The sequence below is a fragment of the Pyxidicoccus caerfyrddinensis genome, assembly GCF_010894405.1.
GTDB lineage: Bacteria > Myxococcota > Myxococcia > Myxococcales > Myxococcaceae > Myxococcus > Myxococcus caerfyrddinensis.
Window position 1 is genome coordinate 550,540 of sequence record NZ_JAAIYA010000005.1, and the last position, 18,103, is coordinate 568,642.

The 18,103-nt window shown below is 71.3% G+C and carries 15 protein-coding genes and 1 tRNA gene; 12 read left to right on the forward strand and 4 right to left on the reverse strand.

All coding sequences use genetic code 11. The features are described 5' to 3' along the window. Positions 1-32: 32 nt before the first annotated feature. Positions 33-800, reverse strand: a complete 768-nt coding sequence (locus G4D86_RS15080; protein WP_163994042.1) for an energy transducer TonB — start codon at positions 798-800, stop codon at positions 33-35. 220 nt (positions 801-1,020) lie between these two features. Further along, the gene (locus G4D86_RS15085) at positions 1,021-2,325 is read right to left on the reverse strand and encodes a glycosyltransferase family 87 protein (RefSeq protein WP_240360255.1); all 1,305 of its coding nucleotides are present in this window, start codon (positions 2,323-2,325) and stop codon (positions 1,021-1,023) included. Between the two features lie 158 nt (positions 2,326-2,483). On the opposite strand from G4D86_RS15085, the gene G4D86_RS15090 reads away from it, so the two are divergent. Next, the gene (locus tag G4D86_RS15090; RefSeq protein ID WP_163994044.1) at positions 2,484-3,212 is read left to right on the forward strand and encodes a hypothetical protein; all 729 of its coding nucleotides are present in this window, start codon (positions 2,484-2,486) and stop codon (positions 3,210-3,212) included. Positions 3,213-3,262: 50 nt separating this feature from the next. On the opposite strand, the gene G4D86_RS15095 is transcribed toward G4D86_RS15090, so the two are convergent. Further along, positions 3,263-4,654 (reverse strand): dihydrolipoyl dehydrogenase family protein, encoded by a 1,392-nt coding sequence (locus tag G4D86_RS15095; protein WP_163994045.1) that lies wholly within the window; start codon positions 4,652-4,654, stop codon positions 3,263-3,265. A gap of 497 nt (positions 4,655-5,151) precedes the next feature. Here G4D86_RS15095 and G4D86_RS15100 point away from each other — a divergent pair, with 497 nt between their 5' ends. The 8 genes from G4D86_RS15100 (at position 5,152) to G4D86_RS15135 (ending at position 10,905) form a co-directional block, all read left to right on the forward strand. Then, positions 5,152-5,583, forward strand: coding sequence for a ribosome-binding factor A (locus G4D86_RS15100; RefSeq protein WP_163994047.1), 432 nt, complete (start codon positions 5,152-5,154; stop codon positions 5,581-5,583). Continuing rightward, entirely contained in the window at positions 5,580-6,737 is a 1,158-nt protein-coding gene (locus G4D86_RS15105) for an RtcB family protein (RefSeq protein WP_163994050.1), read from the forward strand. Before G4D86_RS15100 ends, G4D86_RS15105 begins: the two co-directional genes overlap by 4 nt. Positions 6,738-7,044: 307 nt before the next feature. Next, positions 7,045-7,118 (forward strand) — tRNA-Gln (locus G4D86_RS15110). A 63-nt stretch (positions 7,119-7,181) separates the two neighbouring features. Continuing rightward, positions 7,182-7,709 carry a non-proteolytic archaemetzincin-like protein gene (locus tag G4D86_RS15115; RefSeq protein ID WP_163994052.1) on the forward strand — a complete coding sequence of 176 codons (528 nt, stop codon included), beginning with the start codon at positions 7,182-7,184 and terminating at the stop codon, positions 7,707-7,709. A 112-nt stretch (positions 7,710-7,821) separates the two neighbouring features. Beyond that, positions 7,822-8,784 (forward strand): TolB-like translocation protein, encoded by a 963-nt coding sequence (locus tag G4D86_RS15120; protein WP_338050606.1) that lies wholly within the window; start codon positions 7,822-7,824, stop codon positions 8,782-8,784. An 85-nt stretch (positions 8,785-8,869) separates the two neighbouring features. Then, on the forward strand, positions 8,870-9,553 hold the full coding sequence (locus G4D86_RS15125; protein ID WP_163994057.1) for an alpha/beta hydrolase family protein: 684 nt from the start codon (positions 8,870-8,872) through the stop codon (positions 9,551-9,553). Positions 9,554-9,693: 140 nt separating this feature from the next. Next, positions 9,694-10,164, forward strand: coding sequence for an ankyrin repeat domain-containing protein (locus tag G4D86_RS15130; RefSeq protein WP_163994059.1), 471 nt, complete (start codon positions 9,694-9,696; stop codon positions 10,162-10,164). Positions 10,165-10,350: 186 nt separating this feature from the next. Continuing rightward, positions 10,351-10,905 carry a DUF2378 family protein gene (locus G4D86_RS15135; protein ID WP_163994061.1) on the forward strand — a complete coding sequence of 185 codons (555 nt, stop codon included), beginning with the start codon at positions 10,351-10,353 and terminating at the stop codon, positions 10,903-10,905. 98 nt (positions 10,906-11,003) lie between these two features. Here G4D86_RS15135 and G4D86_RS15140 read toward each other — a convergent pair whose 3' ends face one another. Further along, on the reverse strand, positions 11,004-13,211 hold the full coding sequence (locus G4D86_RS15140) for a (Fe-S)-binding protein (protein ID WP_163994063.1): 2,208 nt from the start codon (positions 13,209-13,211) through the stop codon (positions 11,004-11,006). Positions 13,212-13,792: 581 nt separating this feature from the next. Between G4D86_RS15140 and G4D86_RS52100 the strand changes: the two genes are divergently transcribed. The 3 genes from G4D86_RS52100 (at position 13,793) to G4D86_RS15150 (ending at position 18,091) form a co-directional block, all read left to right on the forward strand. Further along, on the forward strand, positions 13,793-13,957 hold the full coding sequence (locus tag G4D86_RS52100) for a hypothetical protein (RefSeq protein WP_205519576.1): 165 nt from the start codon (positions 13,793-13,795) through the stop codon (positions 13,955-13,957). A gap of 379 nt (positions 13,958-14,336) precedes the next feature. Further along, positions 14,337-15,593 (forward strand): vWA domain-containing protein, encoded by a 1,257-nt coding sequence (locus tag G4D86_RS15145; protein WP_163994065.1) that lies wholly within the window; start codon positions 14,337-14,339, stop codon positions 15,591-15,593. Between the two features lie 182 nt (positions 15,594-15,775). Beyond that, positions 15,776-18,091, forward strand: a complete 2,316-nt coding sequence (locus tag G4D86_RS15150) for a protein-disulfide reductase DsbD family protein (RefSeq protein ID WP_163994067.1) — start codon at positions 15,776-15,778, stop codon at positions 18,089-18,091. The last annotated feature ends 12 nt before the right edge of the window (positions 18,092-18,103 follow it).

Here is an 18,103-nt window from a genome sequence, read left to right on the forward strand (position 1 = left end):
CGGTGTGCTCCTGGGGGCAGGGCAGTTGAGGCCTACGACTTGAGCCGGAAAGGGACCTTGAAGATGCGGTAGACGGCGGTGGGCTGGCCGGACACGACGGCGGGCCGGAAGCGCCACGTCTTCACGGCGGAGAGGGCGGCGCTGGCGAAGGGCTCGTCACCGCGCATCACCTTGAGCTGCGTGACGCGGCCGTCGACCTCGACGACGCCCTTGAGGATGACCATGCCTTCGAGGCCCTTGGAGCGGGCGTCGGAGGGGTACTCGGGGATGAGGTTGGACTCGAGCGGCTCCGGAGGCGTGGCGGACTCCGGGAGGTTGATGGGCGCCGAGCGGCCACCGCCGCCCGCGAGGCCGCCGCCGACGCCGGTGCCGCCCACGACGCCGCCCGGTACGAGCGCACCGGTGCCGCCCACGGCGATGGGGGCCGCGGCGACGACTTCCCGCTCTGCTTCGGGAGGCTTCGTCAGCGGCACGGTGTCGGGCGCGACGAGCGGCGCGGGCGCCACGGTGGGCGCGGGAGGGGGCGCCTTGGCGACGGCGGGAGGCGCGGGCTTGGGGGCCAGCTTCGGCTTGGGAAGCGGAGGCGGCGGCGGAGGAGGCTGCACCTCGACGACGGGAGGCGGAGGCGGGCGGAAGACCACGTCCACGCCCTTCTTCTCCTGGATGACCTCGCGCACCTTGTTGGCCGCTGACACGACGGCGACGCCGATCAGCACGAAGACGCCGATGGAGGCCGTGGTGGAGAGCGCGAACCGGCGCGCGGAGCTGACGTCGGTAGCGCTGTCGAACGTTTCGAACATGGCTGGACCGCGTATAGCGGCGCCATGTCTCATGCATGTCCAAGCCCGGTGACATGTCACCCGCAGGCGGGTGACGGCCGGGTCACGCGGCGTGCCTGCTCGCTCGCGCGAGACACGCTCGTGACGAACGGGGCTTCAGCGTCACGGGCGCGACACGGAGCGCAGGCCGCGCGACTCGCGACGCGGACGTGACGGTGGCTTCAAGCCGAGGACGGAGCCGTCACGGCACGCGCATGCCGGGCAACGCGCGAGGCAGCCGTGACAGCTCTCCTCCTGCCGTCACGGCGCGTGGTGCTCCCGCGCGGCGCACCTGCCACAGCAGGGTGATGAGGAGCACGGAGTAGACGACGGCGAACGGGCGCCACAGGAGCACGTCGTGCGACAGCGCCGACCCGAACCCGGAGTCGGAGACGAGGACTCCGGTGAGGGCGATGAGCGCCACGAGCGCGAGGTTGGGCTTGTAGCGGCCCTCCGCGGCGGCGCGCACCAGGGGCCACGCGAGCACGTAGTTCGCGCGCCACGCGAGTGGGGACAGGAGCGTCACGCCCAGGCAGCACATGGCGAGCAGGTCCGCGGGGCCGGGCCGCGCCCAGACGACAGCCACGACGAAGAGCGCGATGGCGAGCCCCTGCGCGAGGGTCATGCTCCCGGGAGGAGGAATGGACTCGGAGGGCAGCACCAGCGAGAGCAGCAGCGTGGGCAGTCCCTGCGGATTGGCACTCAGGGCCCACGGCGGCGTGGTGCGCGCGAGCGTCTCGCTCCACAGCTGCATCTGCGTGAGCGTGCCGTCCCAGCCGTAGCGAGCCAGGGTGGGAAGCGCGAGCAGGACACCGATGGCGGCGGTGGCGCCGATGACGCGCCAGTGGCGGCGCCAGAGGAAGAAGAGGCCGACGAGCGCCGCGGGCGGCTTGAGGAGGAAGGCGAGCGCGAAGGCGGCGGCGGGGCGCCACACCTGGCCGCGCTCGGCGCCGAGGGTGGCGAGGACGAGCAGGAGCAGGAGCACCGCGTCGACCTGCCCGTAGAACAGCTCGAAGGTGAAGGCGGGGAGGAGGGCGACGGTGGCGAGGGCAGGGGCCCAGGCCCAGGGCGCGGCCTCTGAGGGGCCGGCGGGCACGCGCGTGGTGAGGCGGGCCACCGCGGCGAGCGCGAGGATGGAGCCCAGGTTCCACAGGGCGACGGCGACGCGCGCGGGGAAGAACGTGAAGGGAATGAAGAGGGGCGCGGTGACGGGCGCGTACTTGAACGGCATGGTGCCGTCGGAGACGCGGTAGAGGTCGGTGCCCTCGAGGAAGCGCTCGGCGGCGACGAGGTAGACGCGGAAGTCCACGCCGCGCCGCGGGTGCTGGCCCACGGCCACCGCGGCCACGACGAGCACGGCGAGCACGAGCCACCAGAACCAGCGGGCCCAGGTGTCTGAGGAACTTTCGTTACGCGAGGGCCCCGTTGCGGCGACGTTCATCGAGGAGGCGGGGAAGGGGGGAGGCGGCACCATTTCATGCCGGCTCTTCCACGGCAACGAGGCCATGGACGCGTAATTCTCCTGCCAATCTGGAAACGCTTGATACCGCGTAGCAGCAGTAGTTCCTGTTCCTGCAATCCCACTACGCTTGCAGACGCAACACGCGGCGGGGGCGGGTGTCGCAAGTGGTGCTCGTTCCTCGTCTCTCACACCCCGAGGAGCAGATGAACCTGAAGCGCCACCTGACTCGCCTCATTCCGTCGCTCGTTCTCATCACCTTCACCGCGGCCTGCGCGGGCCCCGAAGCGCCGGACTCCGGTGAGCTGTCGAACCCGTCCACGCCGGTTGCCGTGGAAGAGGGGGCCGCTCAGCCGGATGAAGTCTCCGTGGAGGAGACGCCCGGCACTGTCTCCCAGTTCGCGACCTACTTCCTCCACTGTGGCCTCGTCTGTCCCGCGGGCTCGCAGACGTCCCCCGGCACCTACCAGTGCACTCCCTCCTGCCCCGGGTACAACTGGCAGACGGGCCGGTGCACGACGGGCTGGTACAATGCCACGGGCTGCGTGTTCTACGCGTCGGGGACCATCTCCGCAGACCCCACGGACGTGTGGGTCAACACCAACGTCACCCACATCGGCTCGACGCAGATCTGCTGGGACGTCAATTACGCTTCCTCTGGCGAGATCTGGCTGAGCATGGATGGCCAGCCCGAGGTGCTCTTCGCCGGCGGGGCGGATGGCTGCCAGTCCGCGGACTGGATTCAGGTGGGGCACAGCTACAGCTTCAACCTGTATGAGGGCACGGCCCACAGCAACCAGCTCGCCAGCGTCACGGTGAATGGCTACGGCTATCAGGGCGTTGCCGCCGCCGCGGCCTGCGGCCCGTGCAACACGGGCTATGCGTGCCGCTGCGGCATGGACTTCTGCTACCCCGTCAACCGCCCCTGCCCCTGAGTCCGGGCACGGTGCTCACACCGCGCCGCCGGGCAGTCCCGGCGGCGCGGCTACAGCCCGTACGTCTCCAGCAGCCGCAGCCACACCTCGCTCATGGTGGGGAACGACGGCACCGCGTGCCAGAGCGTGTCGAGTGACACCTCACCGGCCACGGCAATCGTCGCGGCATGGAGCATCTCGCCCACCTCGGGCCCGGTGAAGGTGGCGCCGAGGATGATGCGGCGCTTCTCATCCACCACCAGCTTCGCGGTGCCCTTGAGCCCCCGGCCCAGCAGCCCCGTGCCGGTCACGTTCTGCAGTTCGTACTGCACCGTGCGAACCGGCAGCTTCGCCTCCCGTGCCTTCGCCTCGGTGAGGCCCACGCTCGCCGCCTGCGGGTGCGTGAAGATGACCTGCGGCGTCGCCTTCGTGTCCGCCCACGCCTGTGCCTTCTTCCCCGCGATGATGTCTCCCACCAGCCGCGCCTGGTACTTGCCCATGTGCGTGAGCAGGTTGCGGCCATTCACGTCGCCACACGCGTAGAGCCATCCGCCCTCCACGCCCTTCGCCCGGAGCTGGTCGTCCACCTCCACGGCCTTGCCCGCCGGAAGGCCCACCGTCTCCAGCCCGAGTCCCTCCGTGCGCGCCACGCGGCCCATCGCCGCCAGCAGCGCGTCCGCGCGGACCTCCTCGCCGTTCGTGAGCGTCACCGTCACCTCGCCCTTGTCCCCGCCGCGCTGCACTCGCGAGGCCGTGGTGCCCAGCAGCACGCGCACGCCCGACTCGCGCAGCGCCTCCGCGACCTGCTCACCGACGAAGGGCTCGAAGCGCGACAGCAGGCTCTTGCCACGCTGGGCCAGCGTCACCTCCGAGCCCAGCGAGCGCCACGCCTGCGCCAGCTCCACCGCCACCGCGCCGCCGCCCAGCACCACCAGCCGCTTCGGCACCTCCTTGGCGCCAGTGCCCTCGCGGTTGTCCCACGGCTTCGCCTCCTTCAGCCCCGGGATGTCCGGCAGGCGTGGCCGGCTGCCCGTGGCCAGCACCACCGCGCGCCGGGCCTCCAGCTCGCGCACCGAGCCGTCCTTGCCCTCCACGCGCACCTTGCGCGGGCCCGTGAGCTTCCCGTTGCCGCGCACCACCGTCAGCTTCGCGCCCTCCGCCCACTTCACCTGCGAATCGTCCTTGTAGTTGCCCACCATGTAGTCGCGGTGCTCCAGCACCGCTCTCGCCACGAGTGGGCCCTTGATGGCCTCGCGAGCCCCGGGCGCCTGCTGCGCCAGCCACAAGGCTTCCGCCGGCCGCAGCAGCGCCTTGCTGGGGACGCAGGCCCAGTACGAGCACTCGCCGCCGAGCAATTCGTGCTCCACCAGCGCCACCGACAGCCCCGCTGCCGCGGCACGCGCTCCCGCGTTCTCACCCGTGGGCCCCGCGCCAATCACCACCACATCGAAGGCTTCCGCCATATGCATGCACCCCGTGGGGTACGGCGTATTCGGAGCGGGCAGGCACGCCAATCCAGCAACGGTCTGCCGTCGGATTGTGGAAGAAGTGGCTGGTAGCCAGATGACACCTGCTCCGGCATGGCGACGTCAGGAAAACGGGGCGCCGTGCGTCCGTGCCCGGGTTGACGTGGGCGAGGTGTGCAGACACCTTGCCCTGGAACGAACGAGTGTCCGTGCCGGAAGCCGGAGCGCGGCGGGAGGTGTGCCATGGGGACTGCAATGAACGGTGTCTCGGGTCGCTCCTCGCCGTGCGCGCCTGTCCGGGTCTGACCTCCTCCCTCGCTGAGCCGAAGTGCTGAGCCGGATGGAGCGGGTTTGCGCCCCTCCCAGGACGCCTGCGCGCGGAGCCGTAGCCGCCGTGCAACTGGCCAGCGTGTGCCTTGCCGTGTCCCCCGTGGCGTGAAGCCCGGGAGTCCACGAGGCGCACGCGCGGCCCGCTGGGAACCGTTCGTCCACTCATGTCTTCTTCCAGGAATCGCCGTCCCCGAGCGTCTCGCAGTCGCGAGGGCTCTTCGCTGTCGTCGTTCTCGCAGTCGCCGTCCGAAAACCCATCCGCGCGCCACCTGCGCGTGCAGTCCACCCTGTTCCAGGAGGTGTCGCTCCTCTTCCGTGGCGGCCTGTCCGACCCACGGCTCGAAGGCGTCTCGCTGTCGTCGTTCGAGCTGTCCCCGGATGGCCGCCTCGTGCGCATCGGCTACACGCTGACGCCCGAGTCCGCGGCCTCCGGCACCCGCGCCGTGCAGGAGGCGCTCGAGCGCGCGAGCGGCTACGTGCGCTCGCAGCTCGCGGTCCACCTCGACCTGAAGCGCGTACCGCAGCTGCGCTTCATCTACATCGGCGTCGCGGAGCGCACCGAGCCCGACTCCGAGGACGAGGGAGGTGCGCGATGATGCCCCGCATCCTCCCGGTGGAGCCGGGCGCCGTGCCCATCCTCGTCTGGTCCCGCGCGCTGCCTCCGGGCGCGGAGAAGCAGCTCCGCCACATCGCCGCCCAGCCCTACGTCGTCGAGCACGTCGCCGCCATGCCCGACGTCCACGTGGCCTCCGGCGTCGCCGTGGGCACCGTCTTCGCCACCGAGCACCACGTCGTGCCCGGCGCGCTGGGCGGAGACCTGGGGTGCGGGGTGAGTGCCTGGCGCTTCCCCCAGCCCGCCTCACTCCCGGGGCGAGACGTGCTTGAGCCGCTGCTGGCCCGGCTGGCCCGCGAGGTGCCGGTGGGCGACGCCGTCCACCGGGGGCGCGGCGTGCCGCTGCCTTCCGAGCTGGAGTCCCCGTCGCTGTCCACCCAGAAGCTGCGCCACGCGTGGGAGCGGCTGGCGCCACGACACCTGGGCACGCTCGGCGGAGGCAACCACTTCCTCGAGCTGGACCGGGATGCGGACGGCGACGTCTGGCTGCTCCTGCACACCGGCTCGCGAGGCATGGGGGCCGCCATCGCCGACCACCACCTGCGCGTGGCGCGGGCGCTCGGACAGGGCGCCCTGCCCGCGCTGGACACGCACACCCCCGAGGGCATCGCGTGCCTCGCGGACACTCAACAGGCCTGCCACTTCGCCCGCGCCAACCGGGACGCCATCGCCGCGCGCGCGGTGCCCCTGGTGGCCGAGGCGCTCGGCTTGGCCCCGGACGCGGAGTCCACCGTGGACGTGCACCACAACCACGTCGCCGCGGAGGAGCACGGGGGCCGCGTGCTGCTCATCCACCGCAAGGGCGCGGTGGGCCTGGAGGCCGGGCAGCGCGGGCTCATCCCCGGCTCCATGGGCACGGCGTCCTACGTGGTGGAGGGCCGGGGCGAGCCGCGCGCCTTCCGCTCCTGCTCGCACGGGGCCGGCCGCGTCCTCACCCGGACCGAGGCCCGCGCCCGCATCCGCCCGGCCGCCCTGGAGCACGCACTGCGCCGCGTGGTGTACGAGCGGGGGCGCGCCGCCGCCCTCGTCGAGGAGGCCCCCGCCGCCTACCGCGACATCACCGAGGTGCTGGAGGACGAGGCCGACCTCGTCACCCCGCTCCTGCGGCTGACGCCCCTGGCCGTCCTCAAGGGCTGAGCGGACGCCCCGGCTCCGGTGGGGAGGGGGAGGGCCACCCCACCGGGCGCTCCCGGCGCCATCCGCGAGGCGGATCCACGCCATCCCGCTAGGGGGCCAGGGGGCCTGGGAGGCCCTCGGCTTCACTCGAAGTCCAGGCTGGCAGTGACGCCGGGCCCGGATTCTAGGGCTCCCGGCAGATCCTCATTGGCGCCGGTGCCCCGGTCGGGTCAGATGGCGGACAAGGCCGGGAACCATGTCAGGGTGGGTTCCCGCGCCCGTCGGGATGCCGTAGAATCGGGCACCAGACTCACACGTGCGAACCTGCTGGGGCGTCGTCTAATGGCAGGACATCAGACTTTGACTCTGATTATCAAGGTTCGAATCCTTGCGCCCCAGCCACTCCGCTCCGGGGGGACGCGGTAGCAAGCGCGTCCGTCCGCGTGCATGAAGGACGGTGGCCCGATGCCGCAGAAGACGCTCCTGCTGGTCTCCGTGGGTAGCCCACCGGCCACCCTCTTGAGGGACTTGCAGGACCCGCTGGCGACGCACATGGGCGTCCAGGCGGTGGTGCCGAAGACGGCGCTTCCCTCTCCGGCCTACGCCTTCAACAAGGACCGGGGGCAGTACCACTGCAACGCCATCATGCGGCGCCTCTCGCCGATGCTGGAGCCCGGTCAGGCCGCCGTCATGGGCATCACCGACGTGGACCTCTTCGTCCCCGACTCGCCCTTCGTCTTCGGCGAGGCGGACCGCGAGTCCCGCACGGCGGTGGTGAGTCTCTTCCGCCTGCGCCAGGGCGCGGACGGCGACCCGCTGCGGCGCCGCATCCAGGTGGAGGTGGTGCACCAGGCCGGGCACCTGCTGGGGCTGTCCTACTGCGAGGACCCCCGGTGCGTGATGTTCTTCGCCCAGACGCCCCAGGACTGCGACCGCAAGCAGTTGTCGCTGTGCAACATGTGTCGCAACGAGCTTCAGAAGCTCAACCGCTGACAGTCCACGGGGCACGTTGAATGTCCCGTGACGCGTTGACGTCCGACCCGGTGCGCCCTGTAGTACGGGGCACTCGGAGCGGCCGGAAAGCGGAGTGACTGCGATGACGGGCATGCGGCGTTTCATCGGTGGAGTGCTGGCGGTTGGATTGCTGGGGGCGTGCGAGCCCATCGACGATGGCGGTGGCGGCACCACCGGCGACGTCCTCTTCACCCAGGGCTTCGCCTTCGTGCGCGAGGACGACCGCAACGTCTACGTGGTGGACGACGACGGCGACCCCAACAGCCCGCAGAAGCTGACGACGACGGGCGGGGTGTACTGGCCCTCCGTGTCGCGCGACGGGCGCAGCATCGTGTTCGTGCAGCGCACCGGCACCGCCACCGCGCTGCGGACGGTGCCCACCTCGGGCGGCACCACGGCGACCCTGTTCAGCTCGGGTGACGCCTCGTGCCCGCGCGGCTGCACCAACTTCCGCACACCCACCTTCAGCCCGGACGGCCGCACCGTCGTCTTCGTCTTCTCCCCGGGGAACAGCTCCGTCACCTCGCTGGGCCGGGTGAACTCGGATGGCAGCGGCTTCGTGGAGCTCACGCCGAACACCACCGTCTCCTACGGCGCGCCGTCCTTCCTGCCCAACGGGAGCGCGGTGATTGCGCCTTCGGGCAGCGGGCTGGGCCAGCTCAACCAGATTGCGCGCGTGCCGCTCGACGGCTCCAGCCCCAGGTTCAGCTCACTGGGCAACGGGGTGCTCGCGGTGGAGAACCGCGTGGCGGTGTCACCGAACGGCTCGCAGGTGGCCTTCGACGGGCGGCTGTCCTCCGGCAGCGTGCGCATCTACGTGGCCTCGTTCGGGGACTCGGGGGTGAGTGGCGCGCAGCGGGTGACGGACCTCACCGCCGCGAGCGTGCAGGAGACGTGGCCGAGCTGGACGCGCTCCAACCAGCTCGGGTTCCTCTTCGTCGACGCCAGCGGTGGTGACCCGGGCATCTACCGCGCGACGACGGGCACGGGGACGCCGAGCTCGGTGTCGCTCGCGGTGCCCAGCGCGGCGGAGCCTTCCTACGGGCCGCTGTAGACGCGTGGTTTCCGTGCGTATCGCCCTTCTCTCGCTGACCCTGTGCGTCGCGTGCGCGTCAGGGCCGGGCGGATCGGGTCGGCCGATGTCCGAGCCACCCATGCTCGCGGAGCCTCCCGCCGGAATGCGCCTGCACACCGGTGCGCCGGAGGGAGGGCTGCCGTACCGGCTCTTCGTCTCGGAGGAGGCCACCGCCGCGCGCCCGCACCGGCTCCTGGTGTGGCTCCATCCCTCGGGGAGCGACGGCCTCGGGCTGGTGGAGCCGCTCGCGGCGGACTTCGCCAGGCGGGGCTTCGCGCTGCTGACGCTGTCCCAGAAGGACTTCTCCGGCTGGCGGGGCGCGGATGCCAACCGGGTGATGCTGAAGGTGGTGCCGGACGCAGCGCGGGTGCCGGGCGTGGATGCGCGGCGGCCGGTGCTGCTCGGCTTCAGCGCGGGCGCGCAGATGGCGCTGGAGTTGTGGTCCGCGCGGCCGGACTCCTTCGGCGGGCTGGTGCTCCTGGCCGGGGCGCCGCGCTTCTCGCGCGGGAATGAGTCCGCTCCACCCACGGGGGCCGCGTACACCCGTGTGCCGCTGCTGTCCCTGGTGGGGTCGGGCGATGGCAACGGGCCCTTCCTCTGGCTCCTGGCACTGGGGTCGTGGTGCGAGGCGGGCGTGCCGCTCCAGATGCGCGTCGTGCCCGGACGCGGACACGAGTGGCTCCTGGTGAAGCAATCCGAGCAGGACGCCGTGCTCGCCTGGCTGGCCGCGCTGCCTCCAACTGGGTGACGCGACTGCCCGCGCTGCCTCCGGTGGCCGGGGACGTAGCGCCTGGCTGGCCGCGCTGCCACCGGTGGACTGACTCGCGCCGGGGGCGGCTGGCGTCCGGGGCCGCGAGGCGCGATGCTGCCGGGGCTTGGAGGTGGGTGATGTCCCTGTTCGATGCAGTGCTCGCGGGCGACCGTGAGGCCGTGAAGTCCCAGCTCGCCGCCAGGGCGGACCCCAACCCGTTCGACGCCGAGGGGCGCACGCCGCTGATGGCCGCCGCCCGCGCGGGACGGGCCGACCTCGTGCGCCTGCTGCTGGAGGCGGGCGCGGACCCCGAGCTCACCGACAGCATTGGCGAGACGGCGCTCATCATGGCCGCTGCCCACGGCCACCCCGAGGTCTGCAAGCTGCTCCTCCCGCACGCGAAGGACGACGAGCGCGACCTCGCGCGCACGCTGCTGTCCGGTGTGGGAATCACCGACCTGCGCTCCGAGCCCTCCATCCCCGAGCCGGACAAGATGGACCGCAGGCTCGCCTCCGCGGGCGCGTACGTGGCCGGCAAGCTGGGGGATGACGGCCCCACGAAGCGGCTGGAGCGCGCCCTGCGCGCGGAGAAGACCCGCAAGCGCTGAGCCTTCGTCGGCTCCTGGACATTCCTGCACCGCGGGGCTGCACCCGTTACGCCAGTAACAGGGTTTCTTCACCATTTCACGGACAGCCTGCCCATCCGGGCCGGGCCGGTCGACGTGTGGCAGCAGGGTGTTTCCAGGGGGAGGCGCCAGGGCCGGCGCGCTTTCAGTTCGTCGCGGAGCCGTGACATGGAGACGCCGGACACGCGCCTCATCTACAGCGGCACAGTGCAGGGCCTGTTCCTCATCGCCCTGCGCGGCCGCCTGTCCGTGCCCGCGCGCGAGTTGCTGCGCTCGGCCGGGCTGGAGCTGGATGAAGACCTGCTGCCGGCCTACCCGCTCGCCTCGTGGCTGCGGTGGCAGGACATCGTGCTGCGGGACGTGTGGCCGGAGCTGTCGCGAGAAGAAGCCCAGCGGCGGCTGGGGCACACCGCCCTCGAGGGCCTGCTGTCGACGATGCTGGGCCGGGTGATGGCAACGGCCGCGCGGGCCCTGGGGCCACGGCTGGCCCTCGGTCAGCTCGACCGCGGGTTCCGGGGCTCGAACAACTTCCAGTCCTCGCGTCTGACGGAGCGGGCGCCGACGGCCTACGAGCTGTGGATCAACGACATCGCGGGCCGGCCCTCCTACTACGTGGGCATCCTGGAGGGCGCGCTCGCGGTGATGGGGGCTTCCCAGCCGCGAGTGTCGGTGCTCCGGCAGGAGCCCCCCGCGTGCACCTTCCTGGTGGAGTGGAAGGCGTGAGTGCCCCCTGAATGACGAAGGCCCGGGGCTTCGCGGTGGAAGCCTCCGGGCCCTCGCTCACGGTGACGGGCCTTCACGAGCCCGTCAGCCGGTTCAGCTCACTCCGGCTTGGCGCTCACCACCGCGCCGGGCGTCACGGTGCTCGCGCCGCCCCGCGTCTGGACGAGAGAGTCCGCCACCAGCTCGGTGATGTCCTTGATCTTGATGTTCTCGCCGCGCTCGGTGTCGTTGACCGCGTCGTTGAGCATCGTCGAGCAGAACGGGCACGCCACCGCCACCACGCCGCTGCCGCCCTTCTCCTTGTAGTCGCCCACCATGCCCGGCTTCTTCTTGTCCGCGGCATCGGGGTACGGCGTGGACGGGTCCTCGGCGTGCTTCAGCGTCAGCGCCGCCTCGTTCAGGCGGTTGTGGTTGATGCGCGTGCCGATGTGCTCCTCCATCCACATGCGCCCGCCGCCGGCGCCGCAGCAGAAGCCCTCGCGCTTGCTGCGCTGCATCTCCACCACCTCGAGCCCGGGGATGGCGTTGAGCACCTCGCGGGGCGCGTCGTACACGCCGTTGTGCCGGCCCAGGTAGCAGGGGTCGTGGTACGTGAGCTTCGTGTTCATCACCGCGGAGAGCCGGATGCGCTTCTCCTTCAGCAGCTCGTTGATGAGCTGCGTGTGGTTGATGACGCGGTACTCACCGCCGAACTCCGGGTACTCGTTCTTGATGGTGTTGAAGCAGTGCGGGCACTGGGTAATCACTGCCTTCACGCCCATCGAGTTCCACGTCTCGATGTTCGTCTTCGCCATCGTCTGGAACAGGTACTCGTTGCCCATGCGGCGGGCCGAGTCGCCGTTGCACATCTCCTGCTTCGACAGCGTGGCGAACGACACGCCCGCCTCGCGCAGGATTTTGACCAGCGAGCGGCTGACCTTCTTCTGCTTATCGTCGTAGCTGCCCGCGCAGCCCACGAAGAAGAGGTACTCGTACGGGCCGCCACCGTCACCCCAGGTGGGCAGCGCCAGGTCCTCGGCCCACTCGTCGCGCCGGTCCTGACCGATGCCCCAGGGGTTGCCCTGGCGCTCGATGCCCTCGAACACGCGCTGGATTTCCGGGGGGAACTCCGCCTTCACCTGCACCTGGTAGCGGCGCATGTCGATGAGGCGCGGGACGTTCTCGATGAACACCGGGCAGGCCTGCTCGCACCAGCCGCAGCTCGTGCACGCCCACACCGTCTCCGCCTTCAGCGCCGAGCCCACGATTTCCGGCAGCGGCTCCTTCGTCTTGCTGGGGCCGTAGCCCTCTTCCGCCCACTGCTCGTTCTCCCAGATCCAATGCTTCAGGTCCTGGTTGACGCCCTTGTGCGTGAGCGGCTTGCCGGTGATGTACGTGGGGCAGTGCGTCTGGCAGCGGCCGCACTCGGTGCAGGAGTACAGGTCCAGGCCCTGCTTCCAGGTGAGGTCCTTCACCGTCGCGGTGCCGAACTCCTCCTTCTCCAGGTTGGGCGTGGGCAGCTTGCCGGTGGAGTGGGTGCGCTGGAAGAAGACGTTGGGCAGGCCGGTGATGATGTGGAAGTGCTTCCCGAGCGGCAGGAAGTTCAGGAACGTGAGGATGATGACCAGGTGGGTCCAGAACCCGGCCACGCCGAGCACGTGCGCGGGGAACTCGCCCATGGGCATCATGGCCAGGCCCACCAGGCTGGTGACGGGCTCCCACCACACGAGCGAGGCCGGCGTCTGGGGCACCTGCGTGGCGCCCAGCTGCGCCTGCGCGGCGTGCGCGGCCACCATGTGGCTGCCGCCGAAGAAGAACTCCGTAATCATCAGCCCGGAGATGAAGCCCAGGATGAGGTACGCCTCCCAGGAGACCGTCATGCGGTCCGGCTTCACCTTCCAGCGCGTCCAGACGAAGTAGGCGCAGCCCACCAGGGCGAGCGCGGCCACCACGTCCTTGGCCAGCAGGTAGACCTTGTAGAGGCCGAGCAGCGGGCCCGCGTCCGCCCAGACGGGGTGGCCCAGGTCCGTCAGCACGTCCAGCGCCGTGGACGAGAAGCCCATGGCGAAGAGCATGACGGTGCGCACCGCCAGCACCATGAAGGCGGCGTAGATGAAGACGTGCATCAGGCCCGGGGTGAACTCCTCCGGATCCACCATGCGCTTCTGGCCGAGGCCGAAGAGCACGAGCCGCTTGATGCGCAGGGGGATGTTGTCGAGCCGGTTCTCCTTCTTCATCGCGAGCAGCACGCCCACGCGACCAGACATGGTCATCACGAAGATGGGAACGGCGACGGCGAGCAATAGGCCGGTGATGATGGGGCTCATGGGACTCTTGAGGACCTCAGGGGTCGCGCGCGGCTTGAGAAGGCCCGATGCCGCGGCGCGGCAAATCTCGAGTGCTGGTCAACCCTAACAGGGGTGATTCGCGAATCAAGCGCCGTGCGGCGGGCGGTGTCGCCCAGTGAAGCACGCGGCTTCGCCCCGCTGGTGGGGAACCGGCCGACGCACGCATTTACTGACTCCGTGCCCATCCGAGGACACGCTTGAAAATCGCCGCTCCGTGAAATCTGTACAGCTTCCCGCCGTGAGGCGGTGGACGTACCTTGTACGATTGCCGCGCGAAGTGTCCGACGGATGACCGTAGCCAAGTGCCTGGAATCACGTGCTTGGTTGGCGCAGGGCAGGCAGGCGGGCACGGGAGGCTGGACGGATTCAGAACTTTGCCGCCCCAAGGGCTTTACAACGCGGGGCGACATGGTCAATCTGGTTGGTAAATCGGTCAACGACTGTTTGTTCGGGCACTACATGGGGTGGGCCCGAGTCGACCGACAGAAGGGGCGCCCGAGGGGAGGCGAGCCGAGAGGCCGTCCACCTCCAGCAGGCCGGAGCGTCCGAAGGAGCCGAGCATGGTTCAGCACGACGACACCACGTACATGGACGATGAGGGGCTGCCCTACGCGGACCGCAAGGACGAGGGCGAGTCCGAGGGTGGGCCTCAGGCGGACGGCTCGGCGGGAAACCGGTGGGGCTACGGCGAGGAAGCGTGGGGCGGTTGGCACGCGGCGGAGTAGGTCGGAGCCCCCGCGGCCCACGGACGCGCGGGGGCATTCCTGTTGTACCTGTGACTGAGCAGCTTGAAGCCCGCGCGGCGGCTCCCCTCACGGTGAGCTCCCGGGCCTGAAGCGCGCTTCGCGGCCTCCTCGTGAGGCCCGTTCGTCATCCTCTCCAGGACAAGGACGTGCAGTCCGTTTCTCCGGAACCCGAGGTCTGGGGTCGGGGTGCCCCCCTTGCTCGAAAGCCTGACTCCCGACATTCTCGTGTCCAGAAGCCTTCCCGTGGGAGCCCCCGCTCCCGGGCGTTGTGGCCCATGAGACTTCCGGCAGCGAGGGGCGTCATTCCTCGCAGAGAGATTCGCGGCACAATGCCTCGTGACACCACGGGGGAGTTCGGATGAAGCAGACGGCCTGGGCAGTGGAGCGCGATGCCGAGCACGGCCGTGAGGTGCTCCTCCTCGTCACGCTGGAGGCGGACGCGGAGGCGCCCCGCACTCCTGTCGCCATCAACCTCGCACTGGACCGCAGCGCGTCCATGCGCGGCGTGCCGCTGCTGGCCGCCGTGCAGGCCGCGCAGACGCTGGTGGATCGCGCCAGCCCGCGCGACTACCTGGGCCTGCTCACCTTCGACGCCGAGCCCGAGCAGGTGCTCCCCATGCGCGCCATGGAGCCCAACGCGAAGGCCGCCTTCCTCAAGGTGCTCTCGCGCCTGGAGTCCGGCGAGGGCACCGCCCTGCACGAGGCCGTGGAGCGCGCCGCCGAGGCCGCCCGCCGCGTGCTCGTCCCCGGTGCCCGGCCCCAGGTGCTGATGCTCACCGACGGCGAGCCCTCCGTGGGCCCGTCGCAGCTCCCCGAGTTCAAGACGCTGGGCGCCCGCGTCGCCGAGTCCGGCGTGATGCTCCACGCGCTGGGCCTGGGCCGGCACTACCTGCCCGACATCCTCGAGGCCCTCACCAGCCCGTCCGGCACCGGCTTCGTCCACGTGGACGACCCGGAAGGTCTCCCCATGGCCGTGGGCCAGTTGGGCGCGGAGCTGTTCGGCGAGGTGGTGTCCGACGCGCGCGTGTACGTGCTGCCCACGGGCTTCGCCGACCTGCGCTGCCGCCACCGCTACCCCGCGCGTGTGGAGGGCGACGCCATGAGCGCCACCCTGGGCGCGGTGTCCCAGGCCTTCCCCCGCCGCGTCCTCTTCTCCGGCCTGCTGGGTAACGCGGAGTGGAACGTGGGCGTGTCCACGTCCTTCACCGAGCATGGCGACACGCGCCGCATCACCATTCCCGTGACGCGCATCCTCCCGGACAGCGACCAGGGCCGCTACGTGCGCGCGGTGTCCGCGGAGCTGGAGCTGGTGGCCGCCGAGGCCGCCGCGTGGAAGGCCCTCGGCCGCCGTCACCAGGAGTCGGCCGAGCGCGCGCTCGAGGCCGCCGACATGGCCCTCTACAAGCTCGCCCGGCTGGGTGCGCCCGAGGTGCCCCCGCAGCGCCACGTGGAGCGGCTGGCGGACCTGCGCCGGTTCCTGGAGCGCCGCGCCAACCAGCAGGTGCCCGCGCTGGTGATGCGCCGCGCCCACTCCGAGGTCTCCCGCATCACCATGAGCCGCGTGGGCCCCGCCGTGCCCGCCCCGGCGCTGGTGCCCTGGAAGTCCGAGGACTGAGCCGCCGCCTGCCTGCCCGCCTCCGGCGTCCCGCCATCCTGTAACCGCCCGGACTTCCGGCCCGTAGGGAGAGGCGGGCGGAGAGGCAGCGGGGAATGCCCGCCTGCCCGGATGGTTCATTCACGTTGGAGACCCGTGCCCTTCGCTGGCGGCCCGGCCTCCGGTGGGTTAACGGGAGGCGCATGAAGCGTCAGCAGGTGAAGAGGCTCGGCCGAGCCGCGGTTGTCGGAGTGCTCCTGATGGCGGCGGCCGCGTGGGCGGAAGTGCCCGCGTCCGCCGTGGGCACGGGCGCGCCCGATGAGGGCGACCCGCGCGTCGAGGCGACGCTGCTGGTGGACTCCACCCAGGTGAAGCCGGGCGACACGTTCCGCGTGGGCGTGCGCTTCCGCATGGACCCGGGCTGGCACATCTACTGGAAGAACCCGGGCGACTCGGGCCTGGAGACGGACGTCACCTGGGACACGCCGGGCTCCACCGTGGGGCCGCTGCAGTGGCCCTCCCCGAACACCTTCCGCACGCCGGACGGCTTCATCACCACGCACGGTTATGAGGGCGAGGTGCTCCTCTTCGCGCAGGCGCGCGCCGCGCAGGACGCCACGGGTCAGCTCCAGCTGTCCGCCGCCGCCGAGGCGCTGGTGTGCGAGGTGCACTGCATTCCCGCCGAGCTGATGCTCACGCGCAGCGTGCCCCTGGGCACCGAGACGGTGCGCGATGCCGAGGCCATGCGCGCCTTCGACGCGGCGCAGGCGAAGGTGCCTCGCCCGACGGCGGACACCGGTCACACCGTGCAACTCGCGCTGGACGCGAAGCAGCTCACCGCCGGGCAGGACTTCACCGGCACCCTCACCGTGACGGGCCCGGGCGGCGCGGCGCTGCCCGCGACGGAGGGGGACTTCTTCACCCCCGAGCGCATCGAAGGCGTGGCGAGCGTGGCGCTCACCCCGGCGGGCGCGGGCCGCTTCAAGCTGAAGGGCAAGGCGGAGCCGGATGTGCCGGGCGCCGAGCCGCGCCTCACGGGCGTGCTGCGCCTGGGCACGGCGGCGTCGGGCTACCAGCCGCTCGCGGTCGACGTGGCGATGGCGCCCGTGGTGGCCGCCGGTGGGGCCGTGGCCGCCGCGCCTGGCGTGAAGCTGCCCTCCGTGAAGGACAGCATCGCCGCAGTGAAGCCGGTGGCCGCCGTGGTGCCCGCGGCCGCTCCTGCGGACTCCTCCGTGGGGCTGGGGCTGGCGCTGCTGTTCGCGTTCCTCGGGGGCGCGCTGCTCAACCTGATGCCGTGCGTGTTCCCGGTGCTGGCGCTCAAGGCGTACGGCTTCACGCGCATGGTGCAGCAGGAGCAGGGGCGCGTGGCCTCGCACGCGGCGGCGTACGCGGGCGGCATCATCGGCAGCATGCTGCTCCTGGCCGGCGCGGTGCTGGCGGTGCGCGCGGGCGGCGCCAGCGTGGGCTGGGGCTTCCAGTTCCAGGAGCCGCTCTTCGTCGCGGCGGTGAGCGCGGTGCTGGTGGCCTTCGCGCTCAACCTCTTCGGCGTCTTCAACGTGGGCATGGACGGCACGGCGCTCGCGGGCAAGGTGGACAGCAGCCACGGCCTGCTGCACAGCGCGGGCGAGGGTGTGCTCGCGGTGGTGCTGGCCACGCCCTGCTCGGCGCCGCTGTTGGGCACGGCGGTGGGCTTCGCCTTCGCGGCGGGCCCGCTCACGGTGCTGGCCGTCTTCACCGCGCTGGGCCTGGGCCTGGCGCTGCCCTTCTGCGTGCTGGTGCTGGTGCCGGGGCTGGCGAAGAAGCTGCCGAAGCCGGGCGCGTGGATGGAGCGCTTCAAGCAGGTGCTGGGCTTCGCGCTGCTGGCCACCACGGTGTGGCTGGTGTGGGTGATGGGCGGGCTGGCCGGCGTGGACGGCATGGCGCGGCTGTTGGCCTTCCTCGTCGCGGTGGGCCTGGGCACGTGGGTGTACGGCCAGTCGCAGCTGCAGGAGGGTGGGCGCAGGCTGGCCAGCGTGGCGGTGGCCGTGCTGGTACTGGTGGGCGCGGGCGTGGCGTCGCTGCGCTTCGACGGGCTGGCCCCCGAGGCCCGCGCGTCCTCCACGGTGGCGAGGACGCAGCCGTGGGACTCGGCGGCCGTCACGGCGGCGCTGGAGGCCGGGCAGCCGGTGTTCATCGACTTCACCGCGGACTGGTGCCTCACCTGCAAGTTCAACGAGCGCACCGTGCTGTCGCGCGACGAGGTGCGGGCCGCCTTCACCGAGCACCAGGTCGCCTTCTTCGTGGCTGACTGGACGCGCCGGGACGCGCGCATCACCGCCAAGCTGGCCGAGCATGGCCGGGCTGGCGTGCCCATGTACCTGGTGCTGAGCCCCGGTGCTCCGGACAGGCCGGAGGTGCTGCCGGAGCTCCTCACCGCGGACCTGGTGGTGGACGCGGTGAAGCGCGCGGCGGAGTGCTCGCCCTCGCGCCGCAAGGACGGGTCCAACATCGTCTGTGCCGTCGGGTTCCCGCGGCCCTGAAGTGTGGCTGTC

Excerpts from the sequence above, each read along its gene's own strand:
- G4D86_RS15080 (WP_163994042.1), bottom strand. The coding sequence starts at position 800 with ATGTTCGAAACGTTCGACAGCGCTACCGACGTCAGCTCCGCGCGCCGG.
- G4D86_RS15085 (WP_240360255.1), bottom strand. The coding sequence starts at position 2,325 with ATGGCCTCGTTGCCGTGGAAGAGCCGGCATGAAATGGTGCCGCCTCCC.
- G4D86_RS15090 (WP_163994044.1), top strand. The coding sequence starts at position 2,484 with ATGAACCTGAAGCGCCACCTGACTCGCCTCATTCCGTCGCTCGTTCTC.
- G4D86_RS15095 (WP_163994045.1), bottom strand. The coding sequence starts at position 4,654 with ATGGCGGAAGCCTTCGATGTGGTGGTGATTGGCGCGGGGCCCACGGGT.
- G4D86_RS15100 (WP_163994047.1), top strand. The coding sequence starts at position 5,152 with ATGTCTTCTTCCAGGAATCGCCGTCCCCGAGCGTCTCGCAGTCGCGAG.
- G4D86_RS15105 (WP_163994050.1), top strand. The coding sequence starts at position 5,580 with ATGATGCCCCGCATCCTCCCGGTGGAGCCGGGCGCCGTGCCCATCCTC.
- G4D86_RS15115 (WP_163994052.1), top strand. The coding sequence starts at position 7,182 with ATGCCGCAGAAGACGCTCCTGCTGGTCTCCGTGGGTAGCCCACCGGCC.
- G4D86_RS15120 (WP_338050606.1), top strand. The coding sequence starts at position 7,822 with ATGCGGCGTTTCATCGGTGGAGTGCTGGCGGTTGGATTGCTGGGGGCG.
- G4D86_RS15125 (WP_163994057.1), top strand. The coding sequence starts at position 8,870 with ATGTCCGAGCCACCCATGCTCGCGGAGCCTCCCGCCGGAATGCGCCTG.
- G4D86_RS15130 (WP_163994059.1), top strand. The coding sequence starts at position 9,694 with ATGTCCCTGTTCGATGCAGTGCTCGCGGGCGACCGTGAGGCCGTGAAG.
- G4D86_RS15135 (WP_163994061.1), top strand. The coding sequence starts at position 10,351 with ATGGAGACGCCGGACACGCGCCTCATCTACAGCGGCACAGTGCAGGGC.
- G4D86_RS15140 (WP_163994063.1), bottom strand. The coding sequence starts at position 13,211 with ATGAGCCCCATCATCACCGGCCTATTGCTCGCCGTCGCCGTTCCCATC.
- G4D86_RS52100 (WP_205519576.1), top strand. The coding sequence starts at position 13,793 with ATGGTTCAGCACGACGACACCACGTACATGGACGATGAGGGGCTGCCC.
- G4D86_RS15145 (WP_163994065.1), top strand. The coding sequence starts at position 14,337 with ATGAAGCAGACGGCCTGGGCAGTGGAGCGCGATGCCGAGCACGGCCGT.
- G4D86_RS15150 (WP_163994067.1), top strand. The coding sequence starts at position 15,776 with ATGAAGCGTCAGCAGGTGAAGAGGCTCGGCCGAGCCGCGGTTGTCGGA.